Below are 15,101 nucleotides of genomic sequence, written 5' to 3'. Positions count from 1 at the left end.
GGCCGGTAGTGTCCGGCGGGTGGAGACGGTCGAGGCGCGGTACGACGAGGCCGACCGCGAGCGGATCGTGCCGGAGCCGCCGAAGCGGGTCGACGCCCCCGAGCGCAAGCCGTTCGAGCGCGACCGGGCGCGCGTCGTGCATGCCGCCTCGTTCCGACGGCTGGCCGCGAAGACCCAGGTCGTCGGACCGCAGAGCGACGACTTCGTCCGCAACCGGCTCACCCACAGCCTCGAGGTCGCGCAGATCGCCCGGGACCTCTCCCGCGCCCTCGGGACGCACCCCGACATCGCGGAGACCGCGGCGCTCGCCCACGACCTCGGCCACCCGCCGTTCGGCCACAACGGAGAGCGCGCGCTCAACCGGCTCGCGGTCGACTGCGGCGGGTTCGAGGGCAACGCCCAGACGCTGCGGCTGCTGACCCGGCTCGAGGCCAAGACGCCCGGGGCCGGGCTCAACCTGACCCGCGCGACGCTCGACGCCTGCACCAAGTACCCGTGGCCGCTCAGCGAGGCTCCCGTCCCCGGTGGCGTCCACAGCGACGGCATGACCCGCGAGGGCGCCAAGTTCGGGGTGTACGACGACGACCGACCGGCGTTCGACTGGCTCCGCGCCGGCGCACCCGCGGGACGGCGCTGCGTGGAGGCGCAGGTCATGGACCTCGCCGACGACGTCGCCTACTCCGTCCACGACGTCGAGGACGGGACGGTCGCCGGCCGGATCGACCTGACCCGGCTCGACCGCGACGCGGTCTGGCACACGGTGCGGTCCTGGTACGCCCCCGACGTCGACGACGCCGCGCTCGACGCCGTGCTCGAGCGCCTCCAGTCGATCGGCAGCTGGCCGCGGTCGTCGTACGACGGGACCCGCGGCAGCCTGGCCGCGCTCAAGAACCTCACCAGCGACCTCATCGGCCGCTTCTGCGGCGCGGTCCAGCAGGCGACGTTCGCAGCGAGCGACGGCCCGTTTGTGCGCTACCGCGCCGACCTGGTCATCCCCGAGGACACGTGGACCGAGATCACGGTCCTCAAGGGCGTCGCCGCGTACTACGTCATGCAGGCCGACGACCGGGTCGCCCTCCAGGAGCGACAGCGCGAGCTCCTCGCCGAGCTGGTCGAGGCAGTCTGGAAGCAGGCCCCCGCCGAGCTGGACGAGGCGTTCCGGGCCGACTGGCACGCCGCCCCCGACGATGCCGCCCGGCTTCGCGTCGTCATCGACCAGGTCGCGTCCCTGACCGACGCCTCCGCCGTCGACTGGCACGCCCGCCTGGTCTAGCCCGACCGGTCGTCGCAGATCCGCTCGGGCCGATCGGAACCTCGGGGGCTTCCTCGAGCGTCTGACGGGCAGGAGGCATCGGTGCGGTCGAGGATGGTGGCGTGGACCGAAACGGCAGGAACGCGGAGTTCAGCGACTTCGTCGCGTCCCGGTGGCCCCACCTGGTCCGGTCCGCCGTCCTGCTCGGGTGCTCGCACGCCGAGGCGGAGGACGTGGCGCAGGCGGCCCTCACCAAGTGCCTCGCGAGCTGGTCGAAGGTACGACGTGCGGACGACCGCGACGCCTACGTGCACCGCGTCCTCTTCACCACCTTCATCTCGGCCCGCCGGCGGCGCTGGACGCAGGAGCGACCGGTGGCCGACCTCCCCGAGCAGACCTACGACGACGCGTTCGAGGCAGTCGACGGCACCGACGCGATCGCGCGCTCGTTGAGCCGGCTCACGCCGGACCAGCGCGCGGCCGTCGTGCTCCGCTACTACGCCCACCTCACCGAGCAGCAGATGGCCGTCGTCCTCGACGTGGCGCCCGGGACCGTGAAGTCGCGGCTGTCCCGCGCGCTCACCGCCCTGGCTGCCGACCCCGACCTGACCGAGCTCCGAGGTGCCCCATGACCGACCCTGATCACAACGAGCCCGCCCTCGCCGACCTCCTCGACCGTTCCGCCGCGCGGGTCGTCGTCGGCCCGGCCCCGGTGACGGCCATGGTCGACGGGGCCGACCGGCTCCGCCGGCGTCGTACGACGACCCGGGTCGCGGCCACGGCGCTCGCCGTCGGCGTGGTCGTCGGCGGCACCGCCCTGGCGACCCGGCCCGGCGACGGGCCCGGCCGACCGGCCCGACCCGACCTGCCGGCGGCCAGCACCACCCCCGATCCCGCACCCGATGTCGTCCCGCCCGGCACCCGCCTCGTCGGCATCGGCCAGTCGGCGATCGCCGTCCCGGAGACGTGGGCGACCAACGCTTTGCGGTGCGGCACGGCCGAACGGCCGACGGTGGTGATCGACGTCGGCGCCATCGAGTCGTGCCTGTGGCTCGGTGCGCCGGTCTTCGACAACGTCTGGATCGACCGTGGGGTCAACGAGGAGATGTTCGCCCCCGCCGCGACCGTGGAGATCGACGGCGTCACCGCCGAGCGCGACGAGATCACCTGCACCGAGCCCCAGACCCAGGGCGGCACCCGCGTCCCGCGGCGCTGCTCGGGCACCGTCCACCTGCCGTCCGAGGACGCGTCCTACCGGGCCGAGGCGGCCACCCGGAAGCGGGTGGAGGAGATCCTGTCGTGGATCAGGATCGTGCCGGACCGGGTGGCCGTCCCCGGGCTCGGCAGCCGCAACGGTGCCGACTACCGTCGCCGGCTGGAGGCGGCCGGGCTCCGGATCGAGACCGTGACCGAGAAGCGTCCGGCTTTCCCCACCGACTTCGTTCTCGAGGTCGAGCCGGGGCCCGGCACCCTGCTGGTCCCGGGCGACCCGGTCACGATCACCACCGTCGCGGCGCCCGAGGGGCCCGCCGACGAGGTGGCGGTCGACGTGAACTCGAGCGACCCCGGCGGGGACTACCGCGGCCTCACCGACGCCGAGGTGCGCGCCGGTGCGACCATCCGGCTCGAGGTCGGCTCGACGATCTGGGCCTACGGCCACGGCAAGCGCATCGGCACCCTCGCCGGCGAGGTCTCCGGCCCGTCCCTCGTCCTCGACGACTGGGAGGAGGGGCCGAACTACGGCCGCTCGTGGAACGCGACCGTACCCGGCACCAACACGATCCGGCTGACCATCGAGGCCGACGGTCGCCGGATCGAGATCGGCACGATCACGGTCGTCGTGCGCTGAGCGCGGCGCTCACGTGCCGCCCAGCTCCTCGGCGAGGCCGATGAGGATGCCTTCCGGAACGAGCGGTCAGTACGTCGTGACGTGCACGTGGTCGTAGTGGTTGGCGGTGGCGGACCCACGGTCCGACATGCCCCGCCAGCCCTCGCCGGAGCGCTCGACCGACCAGATGTTCTGGGAGTAGATGACGTAGCTGACACCGAGGTCGGCGTAGTGCTCGCGGACGAACTCCGCGACCTGCCAGCCGCGCTCGCCCGACACCATGATGTCGACCGCGATGCCCTGGGAGTGCTCGCCGTCGCTGCGGAATGTGCCGTAAGCGGTGATCTCGGGGAACGCGGCGCAGACAGCCTGGTGGACCTTCTGGATGTTCGGGCTCACCGCTGACGGCACCGAGGAACCGTTCGTGCAGTCGCCACCGAGGGCGAACGGCTTCTCGGCGCTCAGGTAGCCGGCCGTGACCCAGCGGGCCTTGCCGTCGAGGACGACCTCCTCGCGGCCCTTGGCCTTGCGACCGGTCACGAGGACCTTCTCGCTGCTGTCGAGCTCGCCGACCTTCTTGGCCTTGCCGTCGGGGCGGGTCCAGAGGTTGAGGGTGGTCGTCGTCCAGAGCTTCTTGTCCGCGCCCTTGACCGCAGCCGTGACGGCCTTGTCGGTCATCAGCTTGTCGACGGCGCTGAGCGGCGCCTTCTTCTCCTGGACGGTGCCGCGCTCGCCGCCGCCGCGCGACACGACGAGCTGGCGCTCGGGCGCGTCACCGCCGACGAAGCTGGCCGCCACGGAGGCGTCGGTGGTCAGCAGGTCCTGGGCAGGGCCGGACCCTGCGACGCCTGCCGACACTGCGACACCGGTTGCTACAACTGCCAAGGGGGCCGCGATGAACGCTGCCCGAGGCCTGCGTCGCGCGGTCTCCCGCTTGTGGCTGTGATTGCCTGCCACGCGCTGATTCCTTTGCTTTCGCTTCTCTGTCACGTGCCCGATCCACCGGGGTGGCATCGGGCACGAAGAACCACTAGAACACACGACATTGGGCCTGGCGAATCCCCACGGCGTGTCTTTACCGTGGCCTGAGTCACCCTCCGGTGGTCTCGTCGACCGATTCCTGGAGGTGGAAGTCGGCCCCGTCGGCGTCGTCGAGCCACCCTTCCGGCAGCACGACCCTGTTCCGCGGAGACCCTTGGCGACCCCGGGGAGCGCCCAGCTCGGAGACCGGGTAGGGCTCGTCCGGGTCGAGCTCGGCGAGCAGCCGGTCGAGGTCGGCGAGGGTGTCGACGAGACCGAGGTCGCGCCGCCGCTGACCGCCCGCACCGAAGCCCTTGAGGTACCACGACACGTGCTTGCGGAACTCCTTGCAGCCCCGCTCCTCCCCCATGTGCTCGACGAGCAGCTCGGCGTGCCGGCGCATCATCGTGGCGACCTCGCCGAGGGTCGGCAGCGTGGTGACCGCGGTGCCGCCGAACGCGGCCGCCAGGTCGCGGAACAGCCAGGGGCGGCCCAGGCAGCCACGGCCCACGACGACCCCGGCGACACCGGTCTGCTCGACCATCCGCAGCGCGTCGGAGGCTTCCCAGATGTCGCCGTTGCCGAGCACCGGGATGTCGACGTGGTCGACGAGCGCACCGATGGCGTCCCAGTCGGCCTCCCCCGAGTAGGCCTGCGCGACGGTGCGACCGTGCAGGGCGATCGCGGCACAGCCGGACTCCTGCGCGATCCGCCCGGCGTCGAGGTAGGTGAGGTGGTCGTCGTCGAGCCCCTTGCGGGTCTTCATCGTCACCGGCACGTCGTACGGCGTCGCGGCTGCGACCGCCTCCTCGAGGATCCGCGCGAGCAGGCCCCGCTTCCACGGCAGCGCGCCGCCGCCGCCCTTGCGGGTGACCTTGGGGACCGGGCAGCCGAAGTTGAGGTCGATGTGGGCCACGCCGAACTCGTCGCAGAGGATCTCGGCGGCCTTCCCGACGTACGTCGGGTCGGTCCCGTAGAGCTGGACGGAGCGCACCTGCTCGGCCTCGTCGAAGACCAGCATCCGCCGGGTCGTCGGGTCACCCTCGACCAGCCCCCGGCTGGTGATCATCTCGCAGACGTAGAGCCCGGCGCCGTGCTCGGCGCAGAGCCGGCGGTAGGCGGCGTTGGTGATGCCGGCCATCGGCGCCAGCACGACCGGGGTGGGGACGTGCAGCGACCCGAGGTCCAGGCCCGGGTACGGCACAGTGGAGCCGGGGCTGCTCACCCCTGCTGCTCGCCCTTCTTCTCGTCCTTCTTCTTGTCCTTCTTCGGCTTCTCGATCGCGGTGATCTCGCCGCTCCACGTGACCGGCGCGAGCTCGCCGACGAGGTCGAAGGCGGCCGAGCTGAGGGCCAGGCCCTCGGGCAGCAGGTAGACCAGGCAGAGGTCGGCGGTCTTGCCGGGCTTGAGCTTCTCGGGCAGCTCGCCGCCCGGGCACGGCTCGAACGCCTCCTCGCGGAAGGACAGCGGCTCGTACATGCTCGTGCCGTCGGACAGCGCGTAGAGCGGCACCAGCAGGTCGCCGATCGCCGCCCCGCTGACGTTGGTCGCCGTGGCGCGGACGAAGTAGGGCACCTGGCCCTTCATCTGGGGCGTGATGACCCAGCCCTCGAAGGACTCCTTGTAGGACGTCTTGTCGATCCGGTCGACCGTCAGGTCGAGGGCCACGACCGTGTCCTGCCGCGGCCGCCAGGCGATGGTGCCGGTCTCGCCGAACCCGAGAGAGGTGCCGGGCTCGGTGAGGGTCACGCCCTCGGGCACCGGCAGGTAGCTGCTCGGAGTGGCGTCGGCGGACTCGGTCGGCTCGCTCGGCTCGCTGGCGTCGGCGGTCGACCCGGCGCTCGGGTCGTCGTCGGCGGAGTCCTGGGAGTCGCTGCAGCCGACCAGGAGGCCGGCGGCGAGGACGCTTCCGAGGACGGCCGCGCCGGCGCGCTGGACCATCGAGGACACGGATGAGACAGGGGTCACAGGCACATTCTGTCAGTCGCCGGCGGTCAGCAGCCGACGAACCGCTCGGCGAAGTACGCCGTCAGCCGGTCGAGGCTGACTCGCTCCTGCGCCATCGAGTCGCGCTCGCGCACGGTGACGGCCTGGTCCTCGAGGGTGTCGAAGTCGACGGTGACGCAGTACGGCGTGCCGATCTCGTCGTGGCGGCTGTAGCGCTTGCCGATCGAGCCGGCGTCGTCGAAGTCGATCGTCCAGGCCTGGCGCAGCTCGGTGGCGACGTCGCGCGCCTTCGGCGTGAGGTCGGCATTGCGCGACAGCGGCAGCACGGCGACCTTGACCGGCGCCAGGCGCGGGTCGAGCCGCAGCACGGTCCGCTTGCGGACGCCGCCCTTGGTGTCGGGCGCCTCGTCCTCCTCGTAGGCGTCGACGAGGAACGTCATCAGGCTGCGGGACAGACCGGCCGCCGGCTCGATGACGTACGGCGTGTAGCGCTCGCCGGCCGCCTGGTCGAAGTAGGTGAGGTCCTTGCCCGACGCGGCGGAGTGGGTCGCGAGGTCGAAGTCGGTGCGGTTGGCGATGCCCTCGAGCTCGCCCCACTCCGAGCCCGCGAAACGGAAGCGGTACTCGATGTCGACGGTCCGCTTCGAGTAGTGGGAGAGCTTCTCCTTGGGGTGCTCGAAGTGGCGCAGGTTGTCGGGGTCGACGCCGAGGCCGACGTACCAGGCGGTGCGGGTGTCGATCCAGTACTGGTGCCACTCCTCGTCCTCACCCGGCTTGACGAAGAACTCCATCTCCATCTGCTCGAACTCACGGGTGCGGAAGATGAAGTTGCCGGGCGTGATCTCGTTGCGGAAGCTCTTGCCGACCTGGGCGATGCCGAACGGGGGCTTCATCCGGCTCGACGTCACGACGTTGGCGAAGTTGAGGAAGATGCCCTGCGCGGTCTCCGGGCGCAGGTAGTGGAGGCCGGACTCGTCCTCGATGACGCCGAGGTAGGTCTTGAGGAGGCCCGAGAACTGGCGCGGCTCGGTCCAGGCGCCGCGGCTGCCGCAGTTGGGGCAGGCGAGGGTCGCGAGGTCGACCGCGTCCGGGTCGTCGAGGCCCTTCTTCTCGGCGTACTCCTCCTGGAGGTGGTCGGCGCGGAACCGCTTGTGGCACGACTGGCACTCGGTGAGCGGGTCGGTGAAGGTCGCGACGTGGCCGCTGGCCTCCCAGGTCTGGCGCGGCAGGATCACCGAGGAGTCCAGGCCCACGACGTCGTCGCGCATCTGCACCATGGACTTCCACCACTGACGCTTGATGTTGTCCTTGAGCTCGACGCCGAGCGGGCCGTAGTCCCATGCCGACCGGGTGCCCCCGTAGATCTCACCGCACGGGTAGACGAAGCCTCGACGCTTGGCGAGCGAGACGACGTTGTCGATAGCGGACGGCGGGGGCTTGGCCACGATGTGCACTCCTGGGGTCGGCCGGCTGGCTGCCGGTCTGTGAGTGGTCAGCCTAACGACGCGGATCCGGTCGGACCGAACCGGACGCGCGCCCGGCGCCTCAGGTCTACCGTGGGGGTGCACCCAGGAGGCTCCCATGGGCGACCTCGAGTCCTATCAGCTCGCTGCAGTTGCTCTCGGCGCGTCCTTCTGCGGCCTCGCGCTGGTCTTCGCACTGAGCCTCGAACCCACCCGCGCCAACCTCGCCAACGCGGCGTCCGGCGTCGGCGTCGGCATCTCGTTCGCGACTCCCCTCTTCTTCCTGGACGACGTGAGCACCAGCGCACCCGGACTGCTCCCCCGGCTCCAGGGACTCTCCGAGGTGAGCGTCGGGGTCTTCTCCGCGATCTACATGGCGAGCCTGTTCCGGACCGCGCAGATGACCCCCCGCGCCCGGACGGCAGCACGCTGGGTGATCCGCGCCGGCTGGGCCGAGATCGCCTGGTTCGCGGCAGTGGTGCTGCTGTTCCCCGCCCAACGCCTCAACGACTACGAGCTCTCGGCGTTCGACCGGTCGGCCCACGACGAACCCGGGTTCTGGCTCTTCGCGATCACCCTGCTCGTCATCGGGGTGACCTTCATGGCCGGCTGGGCCCTGCTCGCGACCCAGCAGATCGACCCGGCGGAGAGGGCCCGGGCGATCGCCACCTCGGTGGCCTCGGGCCTGCTCGCCTGCTCGACGGCGGTCCCGTGGGAGGCGTCGGGCGTGCTCGCCGTGCTGGTGATGTCCCTCGTCACGTGGGGTCACATGCACTACGGGGCGGCGCACGCGCGGAGGGCGACGTTCCTGGGCCAGTTCCTCTCCCCGCAGGTCTCGGAGATGATCGAGGCCAAGGGCATCTCGACCGTGATGCGACCGCACCAGGCCGAGCTGTCGGTGATCGAGTGCGACCTGCGCGACTTCACGCCCTACTCCGAGGGCGTGCCGTCGCAGGCCGTGGTCGACCTGCTCGCGGAGTACTACGACGCTGTCGGTGAGGTCGTCGCCCGGCACGGGGGCACCATCACCTGCTACGCCGGCGACGGGGTGCTCATGCTGGTCGGCGCGCCTCTCCCTCGGCCTGACCACGCAGCGGTCGCGGTCGCGCTGGCCGAGGACCTGATCACGGCCGTCGACCCGGTCCTCGAGCGGTGGGCCACCAAGCTCCACCCGCTCGGCGTCGGCGTCGGCGTCGCCAGCGGCACCGTCACCGTCGGCACCATCGGCTCCAGCAACCGGCTGGACTACACCGCCGTCGGCACGCCGGTCAACCTCGCCGCCCGGCTCTGCTCGGCCGCCCGGGCCGGCGAGGTGCTGCTCGACGAGCGGACCGCCCAGCTCGCGGCCGACACCCGGGTCCAGCAGCGCGACCCGATGCGGATCAAGGGCCTCGTCGGCCTCCAGTCGGTCTTCGAGCTCACGGCACCGACACTCTGAGCCTCGACCGGCGCCCCGACCCGAGGTCCGTCAGGTCGTGCGGGACTCCGCGACGTTGAGCACCGAGCCCGGCCCGACCACCTCGTAGGCGCTGGGCTCGTCGAGCGCCCGGCTCAGGGTCGGCACGGCGCTCAGCTTGACGTCGTACGACGAGAGCGCGCGGCGGTAGGCGCCGACGGACTCCCAGCGCGTGGTGAGCACCCACAGGCCGGGGTCGTCGAGGTTGCGGCCGATCTCGCCGCCGAGGTACCCGGGGCGGGCGGCGAGGGTCTCGTGCGCCGTCGCCAGGTCAGCCCGGAACGCGACTTCCTGTGACGCCTCGACGCGGAACCTGTTGACGACCAGCACGGGCCGACCCTACTGTCTATGACAGTCGTCATAGAACTGCGGACGGAGCCCCATGAGCAGTGACCCGACAGCACCGGCCTGGCAGAAGAGCGCCTGCATCCTCTGTGAGTGCAACTGCGGGATCGAGGTGCAGGTCGAGGACCGCCACCTGGTCAAGATCAGGGGCGACAAGACGCACCCGGGGTCGGCGGGCTACACCTGCGAGAAGCCGCTACGTCTCGACCGCTACCAGAACGGCACCGAGCGGCTCACCAGCCCGCTGCGCCGCCGCCCGGACGGCACCTTCGAGGAGATCGACTGGGACACCGCGATCACCGAGATCGCCGGACGCCTGCGCCAGGTGAGGGACGAGCACGGCGGCGACAAGATCTTCTTCTACGGCGGTGGCGGCCAGGGCAACCACCTCGGCGGCAGCTACGGCCAGTCCCTCCAGGCCGCCGTCGGTGCCCGGTACCGGTCCAACGCGCTCGCCCAGGAGAAGACCGGCGAGATGTTCGTCGACGGCCGGCTCTACGGCGGTCACAGCAAGGGCGACTTCGAGCACGCCGAGGTCGTCGTCTTCGTCGGCAAGAACCCGTGGCAGTCCCACTCCTTCCCGCGCGCCCGGCCGGTCCTCAAGGAGATGGCCGCCGACCCCGACCGCTGCATGGTCGTGATCGACCCGCGCCGCAGCGAGACCGCCGCGATGGCCGACATCCACCTCCAGGTGCGGCCCGGCACCGACGCGTGGTGCCTTGCCGCGCTCGGCGCCGTCCTCGTCCAGGAGGACCTGGTCGACCACGGGTTCATCGCCGACCACACCAGCGGCGCCGCACCCGTCCTGGCGGCGTACACCGAGGTCGACGTCGCCGACTACGCCGCGCGCTGCGGCGTGCCCGAGGAGCTGATCCGGGAGACGGCGCGGCGGATCGGCTCCGCGCAGAGCGTCTGCACCTACGAGGACCTCGGCATCCAGCAGGCGCCCCACAGCACGTTGAGCTCCTACCTCAACAAGATGCTCTGGATCCTCACCGGGAGCTTCGCCAAGAAGGGCGGGATGTTCCTGCACTCCACCTTCGCGGCGATCGCGGGCGGCGGCGGGGGTGGCGGCGCCAGGACCACCCCGGTCACGGGCGCCCGGATCATCTCCGGCCTCGTGCCCTGCAACTCGATCGCCGAGGAGATCGACACCAGCCACCCCGACCGGTTCCGGGCGATGTGGATCGACAGCGTCAACCCCGCCCACTCGCTGGCCGACTCGGCGGCGTTCCGTCGGGCCATGGCGGCGCTCGAGCTCAGCGTGGTCGTCGACATCCACCTCACCGAGACCGCCCGGCTGGCCGACTACGTGCTGCCCGCGTCGAGCCAGTTCGAGAAGTGGGAGTGCACGTTCTTCAACGTCGACTTCCCGAACAACGTCTTCCACCTGCGCGCGCCGACGATGGACCCGCTCCCCGGCACGCTGCCGGAGCCGGAGATCTACGCCCGCCTGATCCGCGAGCTCGACGCGATCGACGAGGCGACGCTCGCGCCGCTCCGGGAGGCCGCGGAGGCCGGGCTCACCGCCTACGCCGAGGCGTTCTTCGCCGCGGTCGGCGCCGATCCGCGGGTCATGGGCCTCGCCGGGCACGTGCTCTACGAGACGCTCGGGCCGACGCTGGGGACGGCGCGCGGCGCAGCCGCCGTCTGGGGGCTCTCCCAGCTGTGCGTCATGGCCCAGCCCGAGGCCGTCGCCCGCGCCGGCTTCACCGGCACCGGCTTCGAGGCCGGCAACCGGCTCTTCGAGAAGACCCTCCAGGGCGAAGGGGTCGTGTTCACCCGGGATGCGTACGACGACGCCTGGAACTACGTACGTCGCCCGGACCGGCGGTTCACCCTCGAGATTCCCGACCTGATCGAGCGGATGCGAGCGTTGGCCGACGAGCCGAGCTCGTGGACCACCGAGGAGTTCCCGTTCGTGCTGTCGGCCGGCGAGCGCCGGGCGTTCACGGCCAACACGATCATCCGCGACCCGTCGTGGCGGCGGCGCGACGCCCACGGAGCCCTCCGGATCAACCCGGGCGACGCGGCGTCGTACGGCGTGACGACGGGCGACGCCCTCCGCGTGGTGACCGAGCGGGGCAGCGCGGAGGCGGTCGTCGAGGTGACCGACACCCTCCAGCCCGGCCACGTCTCGCTGCCCAACGGGCTCGGGGTCGAGCATGCCGACGGCACTCCGGGCGTCGCGCCCAACGAGCTGACGTCGCTGCACCATCGCGACTGGCTGGCGGGGACCCCGTGGCACAAGTACGTGCCGGCGCGGCTCGAGCGGGTCTGACCCCGAGGGCCGGACCCGCTCGCGACCGGCTCAGAAGACGATGGAGTCCGTGTAGGAGCCGCACCGGGTCCCGAACCTGATGACGCACTGGTTGTCGGCGGTCCGGTTCGGGACGATCGTCACCGTGCCCAGCTCGCGGTTGGTGCCCGCGACGTACCAGGAGACGACGTAGACCGCGCGATAGGCGTAGCGGTTGTTGGGCTGGTTGGCCGGGTTGAAGACCCACCGCGGGAAGCTCATGTTGCCGGAGAACGACCGGCCACTGTGCTCCTGCCAGGTCCAGGCCTCCCAACGACCGCCCACGTACCGCTGGATGACGTAGAAGCCGTAGATGTCCTGGGCGCCGGCGTAGGCCGGGCTCCGGCCGGCGACGAAGCCGCCGAGCTCGAAGCTCTTGGTGGTCATGTAGTAGCCGTTAGCGAGCCGGACCTGGTGGTCGTAGCCGGTGATCATCGGCGTGTTCACCCACACCGGGCCCGGCCGGTAGGAGGAGGTCTGGATCTGGGCGGCGCCCGCGGACGGCGTGTGCAGCAGCGGCAGCAGAACGAGGGCGAGGATCGCGACGAGGCGGGTGATGGTCTTCATGGTGGTCTCCTGGTCTCCTGGGTGAGTGGTCTCCTCGGATGACAGGAGCGTGCGCGCCAGCACTTTCCGCTCACTTAACGCCGGCTGATTGGACAGGCCGGCATCCCTAGTTGAGAATGATTCTCATGCGCTTCGGAATCGCCGTCGTCCCCTTGACCGCCCTCGCCCTCGTCGCGACCGGGTGCTCGGCTTTCGAGGAGAGTGGTGCCGACCCGAGTGACGGGGTGACCGTCGCGGCGGCCTTCTACCCGCTGGCCTACGTCGCCGAGCGCGTCGCCGGCGACCACGCCGAGGTCACCCTCCTGACCCAGCCCGGCACGGAGCCGCACGACCTCGAGCTCGCCGTCGACGAGACCGCCGAGATCGCCGGAGCCGACCTCGTCCTCTTCGAGCACGGCTTCCAGCCGGCCGTCGACGACGCCGTCGAGCAGAACGCCGGAGGCGTCCCCCTCGACGCCGCCGAGGTGGTCGGTCTGCTGCCCGCGGAGGAGTCTCCCGAGGAGCACGCCGAGCACGAGGACGAGCACGAGGACGAGCACGACCACGGAGACGTCGACCCGCACTTCTGGCAGGACCCGGTGCGGGTCGCCGACCTCGGAGACGCGGTCGCCGACGAGCTCGCCGAGATCGACCCCGGGCACGCCGAGGACTACACCGCCAACGCTGCCGCGCTCCGAGCGGACCTGGCCGCCCTCGACGAGCTGTTCACCACCGGCCTCGCCGACTGCGCCCGGGACACGGTCGTGGTGTCGCACGACGCTTTCGGATACCTGGAGAAGTACGGCGTGCGCATCGCGCCCCTGGTGGGCCTCTCCCCTGACGCCGAACCCAGTCCGGCGGTGCTCGGCGAGGTCCAGGAGCTGATCCTCGACGAGGGCATCACCACGGTCTTCAGCGAGCCGCTCGAGCCGGACCTCGTCGCCGGCCTCGCCGCCGACCTGGACCTCGCGACCGGCAGTCTCGACCCGATCGAGGGGCTGACCGACAGCAGCAGCGGGGAGGACTACGTTTCCCTCATGGAATCCAACCTCGCAGCGATCCGCGCGGCCAACGAGTGCCGGTGACGTCCGCCACCGCACCTGCGGCAGTCGCGATCTCGGGCGGGTCGGTCGAGATCGGTGGACGGCCCGTGCTGCGCCGCATCGACCTCACGGTCGAGATCGGCGACTTCGTCGCGCTCATGGGCGCCAACGGCTCGGGCAAGTCGACACTGGTCCGTGCCTTGGTGGGACTCCGGCCGCTCAGCACGGGCGAGGTACGGCTGTTCGGCACCACTCTCGAGAACTTCCACGACTGGCAGCGGCTCGGGTTCGTGCCCCAGCGGGCCACGGCCGCTTCCGGCGTACCGGTCTCGGTCCACGAGGTCGTGGCGTCCGGCCGACTCACCCACCGCCGGCTGTTCCGCCCCCTGACGCGAGCTGACCGGGCGGCGATCGACGAGGCCCTCGAGGTGGTGGGGCTCGCCCACCGTCGCCGCGACGCGGTGAGCCACCTGTCGGGCGGGCAGCAGCAGCGGGTGCTCATCGCTCGGGCCCTCGCCGGCGACCCGGACCTGTTCTTCCTCGACGAGCCGACCGCCGGGGTCGACCTGCCCAACCAGCACGCGCTCGCCGAGGCGCTCGGCGCACTCAAGGAGCGCGGGGCGACGGTGGTCCTCGTCGCCCACGAGCTGGGGCCGCTCGCCCCGCTCGTCGACCGAGCCGTGGTCATGCGCGACGGCCGCGTCGCCTACGACGGAGCGCCGCTCCGCGACCACGAGGCGCACGAGCCCTGGTTCGCAGACCCACACACCCACCACCACTCCGCGCCGGACCGCCGGCACGACCACGTCCCGCACGTCGCCTCCCCGCTCGACCCGTCCGACCGGGGGCCACGATGAACGACCTCGCCGACCTGTTCGCACTCCCGTTCATGCAGCGAGCCCTCATCGCCGCGTTCGTGACCGGACTCGCCGCGCCGGCGATCGGCACCTACCTGGTCCAGCGCCGGCTCGCGCTGATGGGTGACGGGATCGGCCACGTCGCGGTGACCGGCGTCGCGATCGGCCTGGTCACCTCGACCTCACCGACGTGGACCGCGGTGGTCGTCGCGGTCGCGGGCGCGGTCCTCATCGAGATCGTCCGCGAGCGTGGTCACACCAACGGCGACGTGGCGCTGGCGCTGCTCTTCTACGGTGGTCTCGCCGGCGGCATCTTCATCAGCGGCATCGGCGGGCAGAGCACCGGTGCCCTCCAGCGCTACCTGTTCGGCTCGCTCACCACGCTGTCGATCGACGACGTGCTGGTCACCATGGTGCTGGCCGCCGCCGTCGTCGCACTCTGCCTCGGTCTGGCGCCCCAGCTGTTCGCGGTCGCGCAGGACCAGGAGTTCGCTCGAGTCGCCGGGCTGCGCGTGCGGTTCTACAACGTGCTCGTGGCGGTGCTCGCGGCGGTCAGCGTCACGGTCGCGATGAGGACCGTGGGCCTGCTCCTCGTCTCGGCGCTCATGGTGGTGCCGGTGGCGACCGCCCAGCAGGTGACCCGGTCCTTCCGAACCACCATCGCCGCTGCGATGGTGCTGGGGACGCTCGCCTCGGTCGGAGGGCTCGCGTTCGCCGCCGCCGCCTCGACGTACGACGTCGACGCGACGCCGGGACCGACCATCGTGCTGCTCGCACTGGCCGGCTACGTCGTCGCCTGGCCGGTGGGGATGTGGCTCCGGCGTCGCGCCCGGCTCCGGGCCCCCTTCCCCAGCGGCAGCGCACCCGAGCACGAGCCGACCGGCGAGCATCCCCACCAGCACGGACCGGGGTGCGGGCACCTCGCGGTCCCGCACGACGATCACGTCGACTACGTGCACGACGGACACCGGCACGCCGAGCACGGGGCCCACTACGACGAGCACTGACCCCGGCCCGGCCGCCCCGAGCCGGCCGGTCAGCAGGT

At 71.6% G+C, this 15,101-nt stretch carries 14 protein-coding genes; 8 read left to right on the top strand and 6 right to left on the bottom strand.

Going from position 1 to position 15,101, the window contains the following annotated elements:
- The first annotated feature begins 19 nt into the window (after positions 1–19).
- The 3 genes from H0487_RS02930 to H0487_RS02920 all read left to right on the top strand — a co-directional run bounded on the left by H0487_RS02930 (position 20) and on the right by H0487_RS02920 (position 3,101).
- Complete coding sequence (locus tag H0487_RS02930) at positions 20–1,273, top strand: deoxyguanosinetriphosphate triphosphohydrolase (protein WP_183092731.1); 1,254 nt, start codon at positions 20–22, stop codon at positions 1,271–1,273.
- Between the two features lie 101 nt (positions 1,274–1,374).
- On the top strand, positions 1,375–1,884 hold the full coding sequence (locus tag H0487_RS02925; protein WP_183092730.1) for a SigE family RNA polymerase sigma factor: 510 nt from the start codon (positions 1,375–1,377) through the stop codon (positions 1,882–1,884).
- Positions 1,881–3,101 (top strand): PASTA domain-containing protein, encoded by a 1,221-nt coding sequence (locus H0487_RS02920; protein ID WP_183092729.1) that lies wholly within the window; start codon positions 1,881–1,883, stop codon positions 3,099–3,101. The genes H0487_RS02925 and H0487_RS02920 overlap by 4 nt, the downstream gene beginning before the upstream one ends.
- Before the next feature lie 66 nt (positions 3,102–3,167).
- Here H0487_RS02920 and H0487_RS02915 read toward each other — a convergent pair whose 3' ends face one another.
- The 4 genes from H0487_RS02915 to H0487_RS02900 all read right to left on the bottom strand — a co-directional run bounded on the left by H0487_RS02915 (position 3,168) and on the right by H0487_RS02900 (position 7,492).
- Positions 3,168–3,965, bottom strand: coding sequence for a VldE C-terminal domain-containing protein (locus H0487_RS02915; protein WP_183092728.1), 798 nt, complete (start codon positions 3,963–3,965; stop codon positions 3,168–3,170).
- A 205-nt stretch (positions 3,966–4,170) separates the two neighbouring features.
- Entirely contained in the window at positions 4,171–5,325 is a 1,155-nt protein-coding gene (gene dusB / locus H0487_RS02910; protein ID WP_312855803.1) for a tRNA dihydrouridine synthase DusB, read from the bottom strand.
- Positions 5,322–6,068 (bottom strand): hypothetical protein, encoded by a 747-nt coding sequence (locus H0487_RS02905; RefSeq protein WP_183092727.1) that lies wholly within the window; start codon positions 6,066–6,068, stop codon positions 5,322–5,324. The genes dusB and H0487_RS02905 overlap by 4 nt, the downstream gene beginning before the upstream one ends.
- Positions 6,069–6,094: 26 nt before the next feature.
- On the bottom strand, positions 6,095–7,492 hold the full coding sequence (locus H0487_RS02900) for a glycine--tRNA ligase (RefSeq protein ID WP_312855802.1): 1,398 nt from the start codon (positions 7,490–7,492) through the stop codon (positions 6,095–6,097).
- A gap of 136 nt (positions 7,493–7,628) precedes the next feature.
- On the opposite strand from H0487_RS02900, the gene H0487_RS02895 reads away from it, so the two are divergent.
- Positions 7,629–8,948, top strand: coding sequence for an adenylate/guanylate cyclase domain-containing protein (locus H0487_RS02895; RefSeq protein ID WP_183092725.1), 1,320 nt, complete (start codon positions 7,629–7,631; stop codon positions 8,946–8,948).
- 30 nt (positions 8,949–8,978) lie between these two features.
- Here H0487_RS02895 and H0487_RS02890 read toward each other — a convergent pair whose 3' ends face one another.
- Positions 8,979–9,296, bottom strand: coding sequence for an antibiotic biosynthesis monooxygenase family protein (locus tag H0487_RS02890; protein ID WP_183092724.1), 318 nt, complete (start codon positions 9,294–9,296; stop codon positions 8,979–8,981).
- A gap of 52 nt (positions 9,297–9,348) precedes the next feature.
- On the opposite strand from H0487_RS02890, the gene H0487_RS02885 reads away from it, so the two are divergent.
- Positions 9,349–11,592, top strand: coding sequence for a molybdopterin-dependent oxidoreductase (locus H0487_RS02885; protein WP_183092723.1), 2,244 nt, complete (start codon positions 9,349–9,351; stop codon positions 11,590–11,592).
- Positions 11,593–11,622: 30 nt separating this feature from the next.
- Here the strand turns inward: H0487_RS02885 and H0487_RS02880 are convergent, their stop codons facing one another.
- Complete coding sequence (locus tag H0487_RS02880) at positions 11,623–12,177, bottom strand: hypothetical protein (protein WP_183092722.1); 555 nt, start codon at positions 12,175–12,177, stop codon at positions 11,623–11,625.
- Positions 12,178–12,302: 125 nt separating this feature from the next.
- Here H0487_RS02880 and H0487_RS02875 point away from each other — a divergent pair, with 125 nt between their 5' ends.
- Genes H0487_RS02875 through H0487_RS02865 form a run of 3 tightly spaced genes read left to right on the top strand, consistent with a single transcriptional unit; the run spans position 12,303 to position 15,063 of the window.
- Positions 12,303–13,241, top strand: coding sequence for a metal ABC transporter substrate-binding protein (locus H0487_RS02875; RefSeq protein WP_183092721.1), 939 nt, complete (start codon positions 12,303–12,305; stop codon positions 13,239–13,241).
- Positions 13,238–14,056: a metal ABC transporter ATP-binding protein gene (locus H0487_RS02870; RefSeq protein WP_312855801.1), complete on the top strand. Its 819-nt coding sequence runs from the start codon at positions 13,238–13,240 to the stop codon at positions 14,054–14,056. The genes H0487_RS02875 and H0487_RS02870 overlap by 4 nt, the downstream gene beginning before the upstream one ends.
- Positions 14,053–15,063, top strand: coding sequence for a metal ABC transporter permease (locus H0487_RS02865; RefSeq protein ID WP_183092719.1), 1,011 nt, complete (start codon positions 14,053–14,055; stop codon positions 15,061–15,063). Before H0487_RS02870 ends, H0487_RS02865 begins: the two co-directional genes overlap by 4 nt.
- The last annotated feature ends 38 nt before the right edge of the window (positions 15,064–15,101 follow it).

The sequence above is a fragment of the Nocardioides stalactiti genome, from assembly GCF_014180715.1.
Classification (GTDB): Bacteria; Actinomycetota; Actinomycetes; order Propionibacteriales; family Nocardioidaceae; genus Nocardioides; species Nocardioides stalactiti.
This window is presented reverse-complemented; position numbering and strand designations above follow the sequence as displayed.

What these genes read in the sequence shown, in the direction of transcription:
- H0487_RS02920 (WP_183092729.1), top strand. Translation starts at nt 1,881, where the DNA reads ATGACCGACCCTGATCACAACGAGCCCGCCCTCGCCGACCTCCTCGAC.
- H0487_RS02895 (WP_183092725.1), top strand. Translation starts at nt 7,629, where the DNA reads ATGGGCGACCTCGAGTCCTATCAGCTCGCTGCAGTTGCTCTCGGCGCG.
- H0487_RS02885 (WP_183092723.1), top strand. Translation starts at nt 9,349, where the DNA reads ATGAGCAGTGACCCGACAGCACCGGCCTGGCAGAAGAGCGCCTGCATC.
- H0487_RS02880 (WP_183092722.1), bottom strand. Translation starts at nt 12,177, where the DNA reads ATGAAGACCATCACCCGCCTCGTCGCGATCCTCGCCCTCGTTCTGCTG.
- H0487_RS02875 (WP_183092721.1), top strand. Translation starts at nt 12,303, where the DNA reads ATGCGCTTCGGAATCGCCGTCGTCCCCTTGACCGCCCTCGCCCTCGTC.
- H0487_RS02865 (WP_183092719.1), top strand. Translation starts at nt 14,053, where the DNA reads ATGAACGACCTCGCCGACCTGTTCGCACTCCCGTTCATGCAGCGAGCC.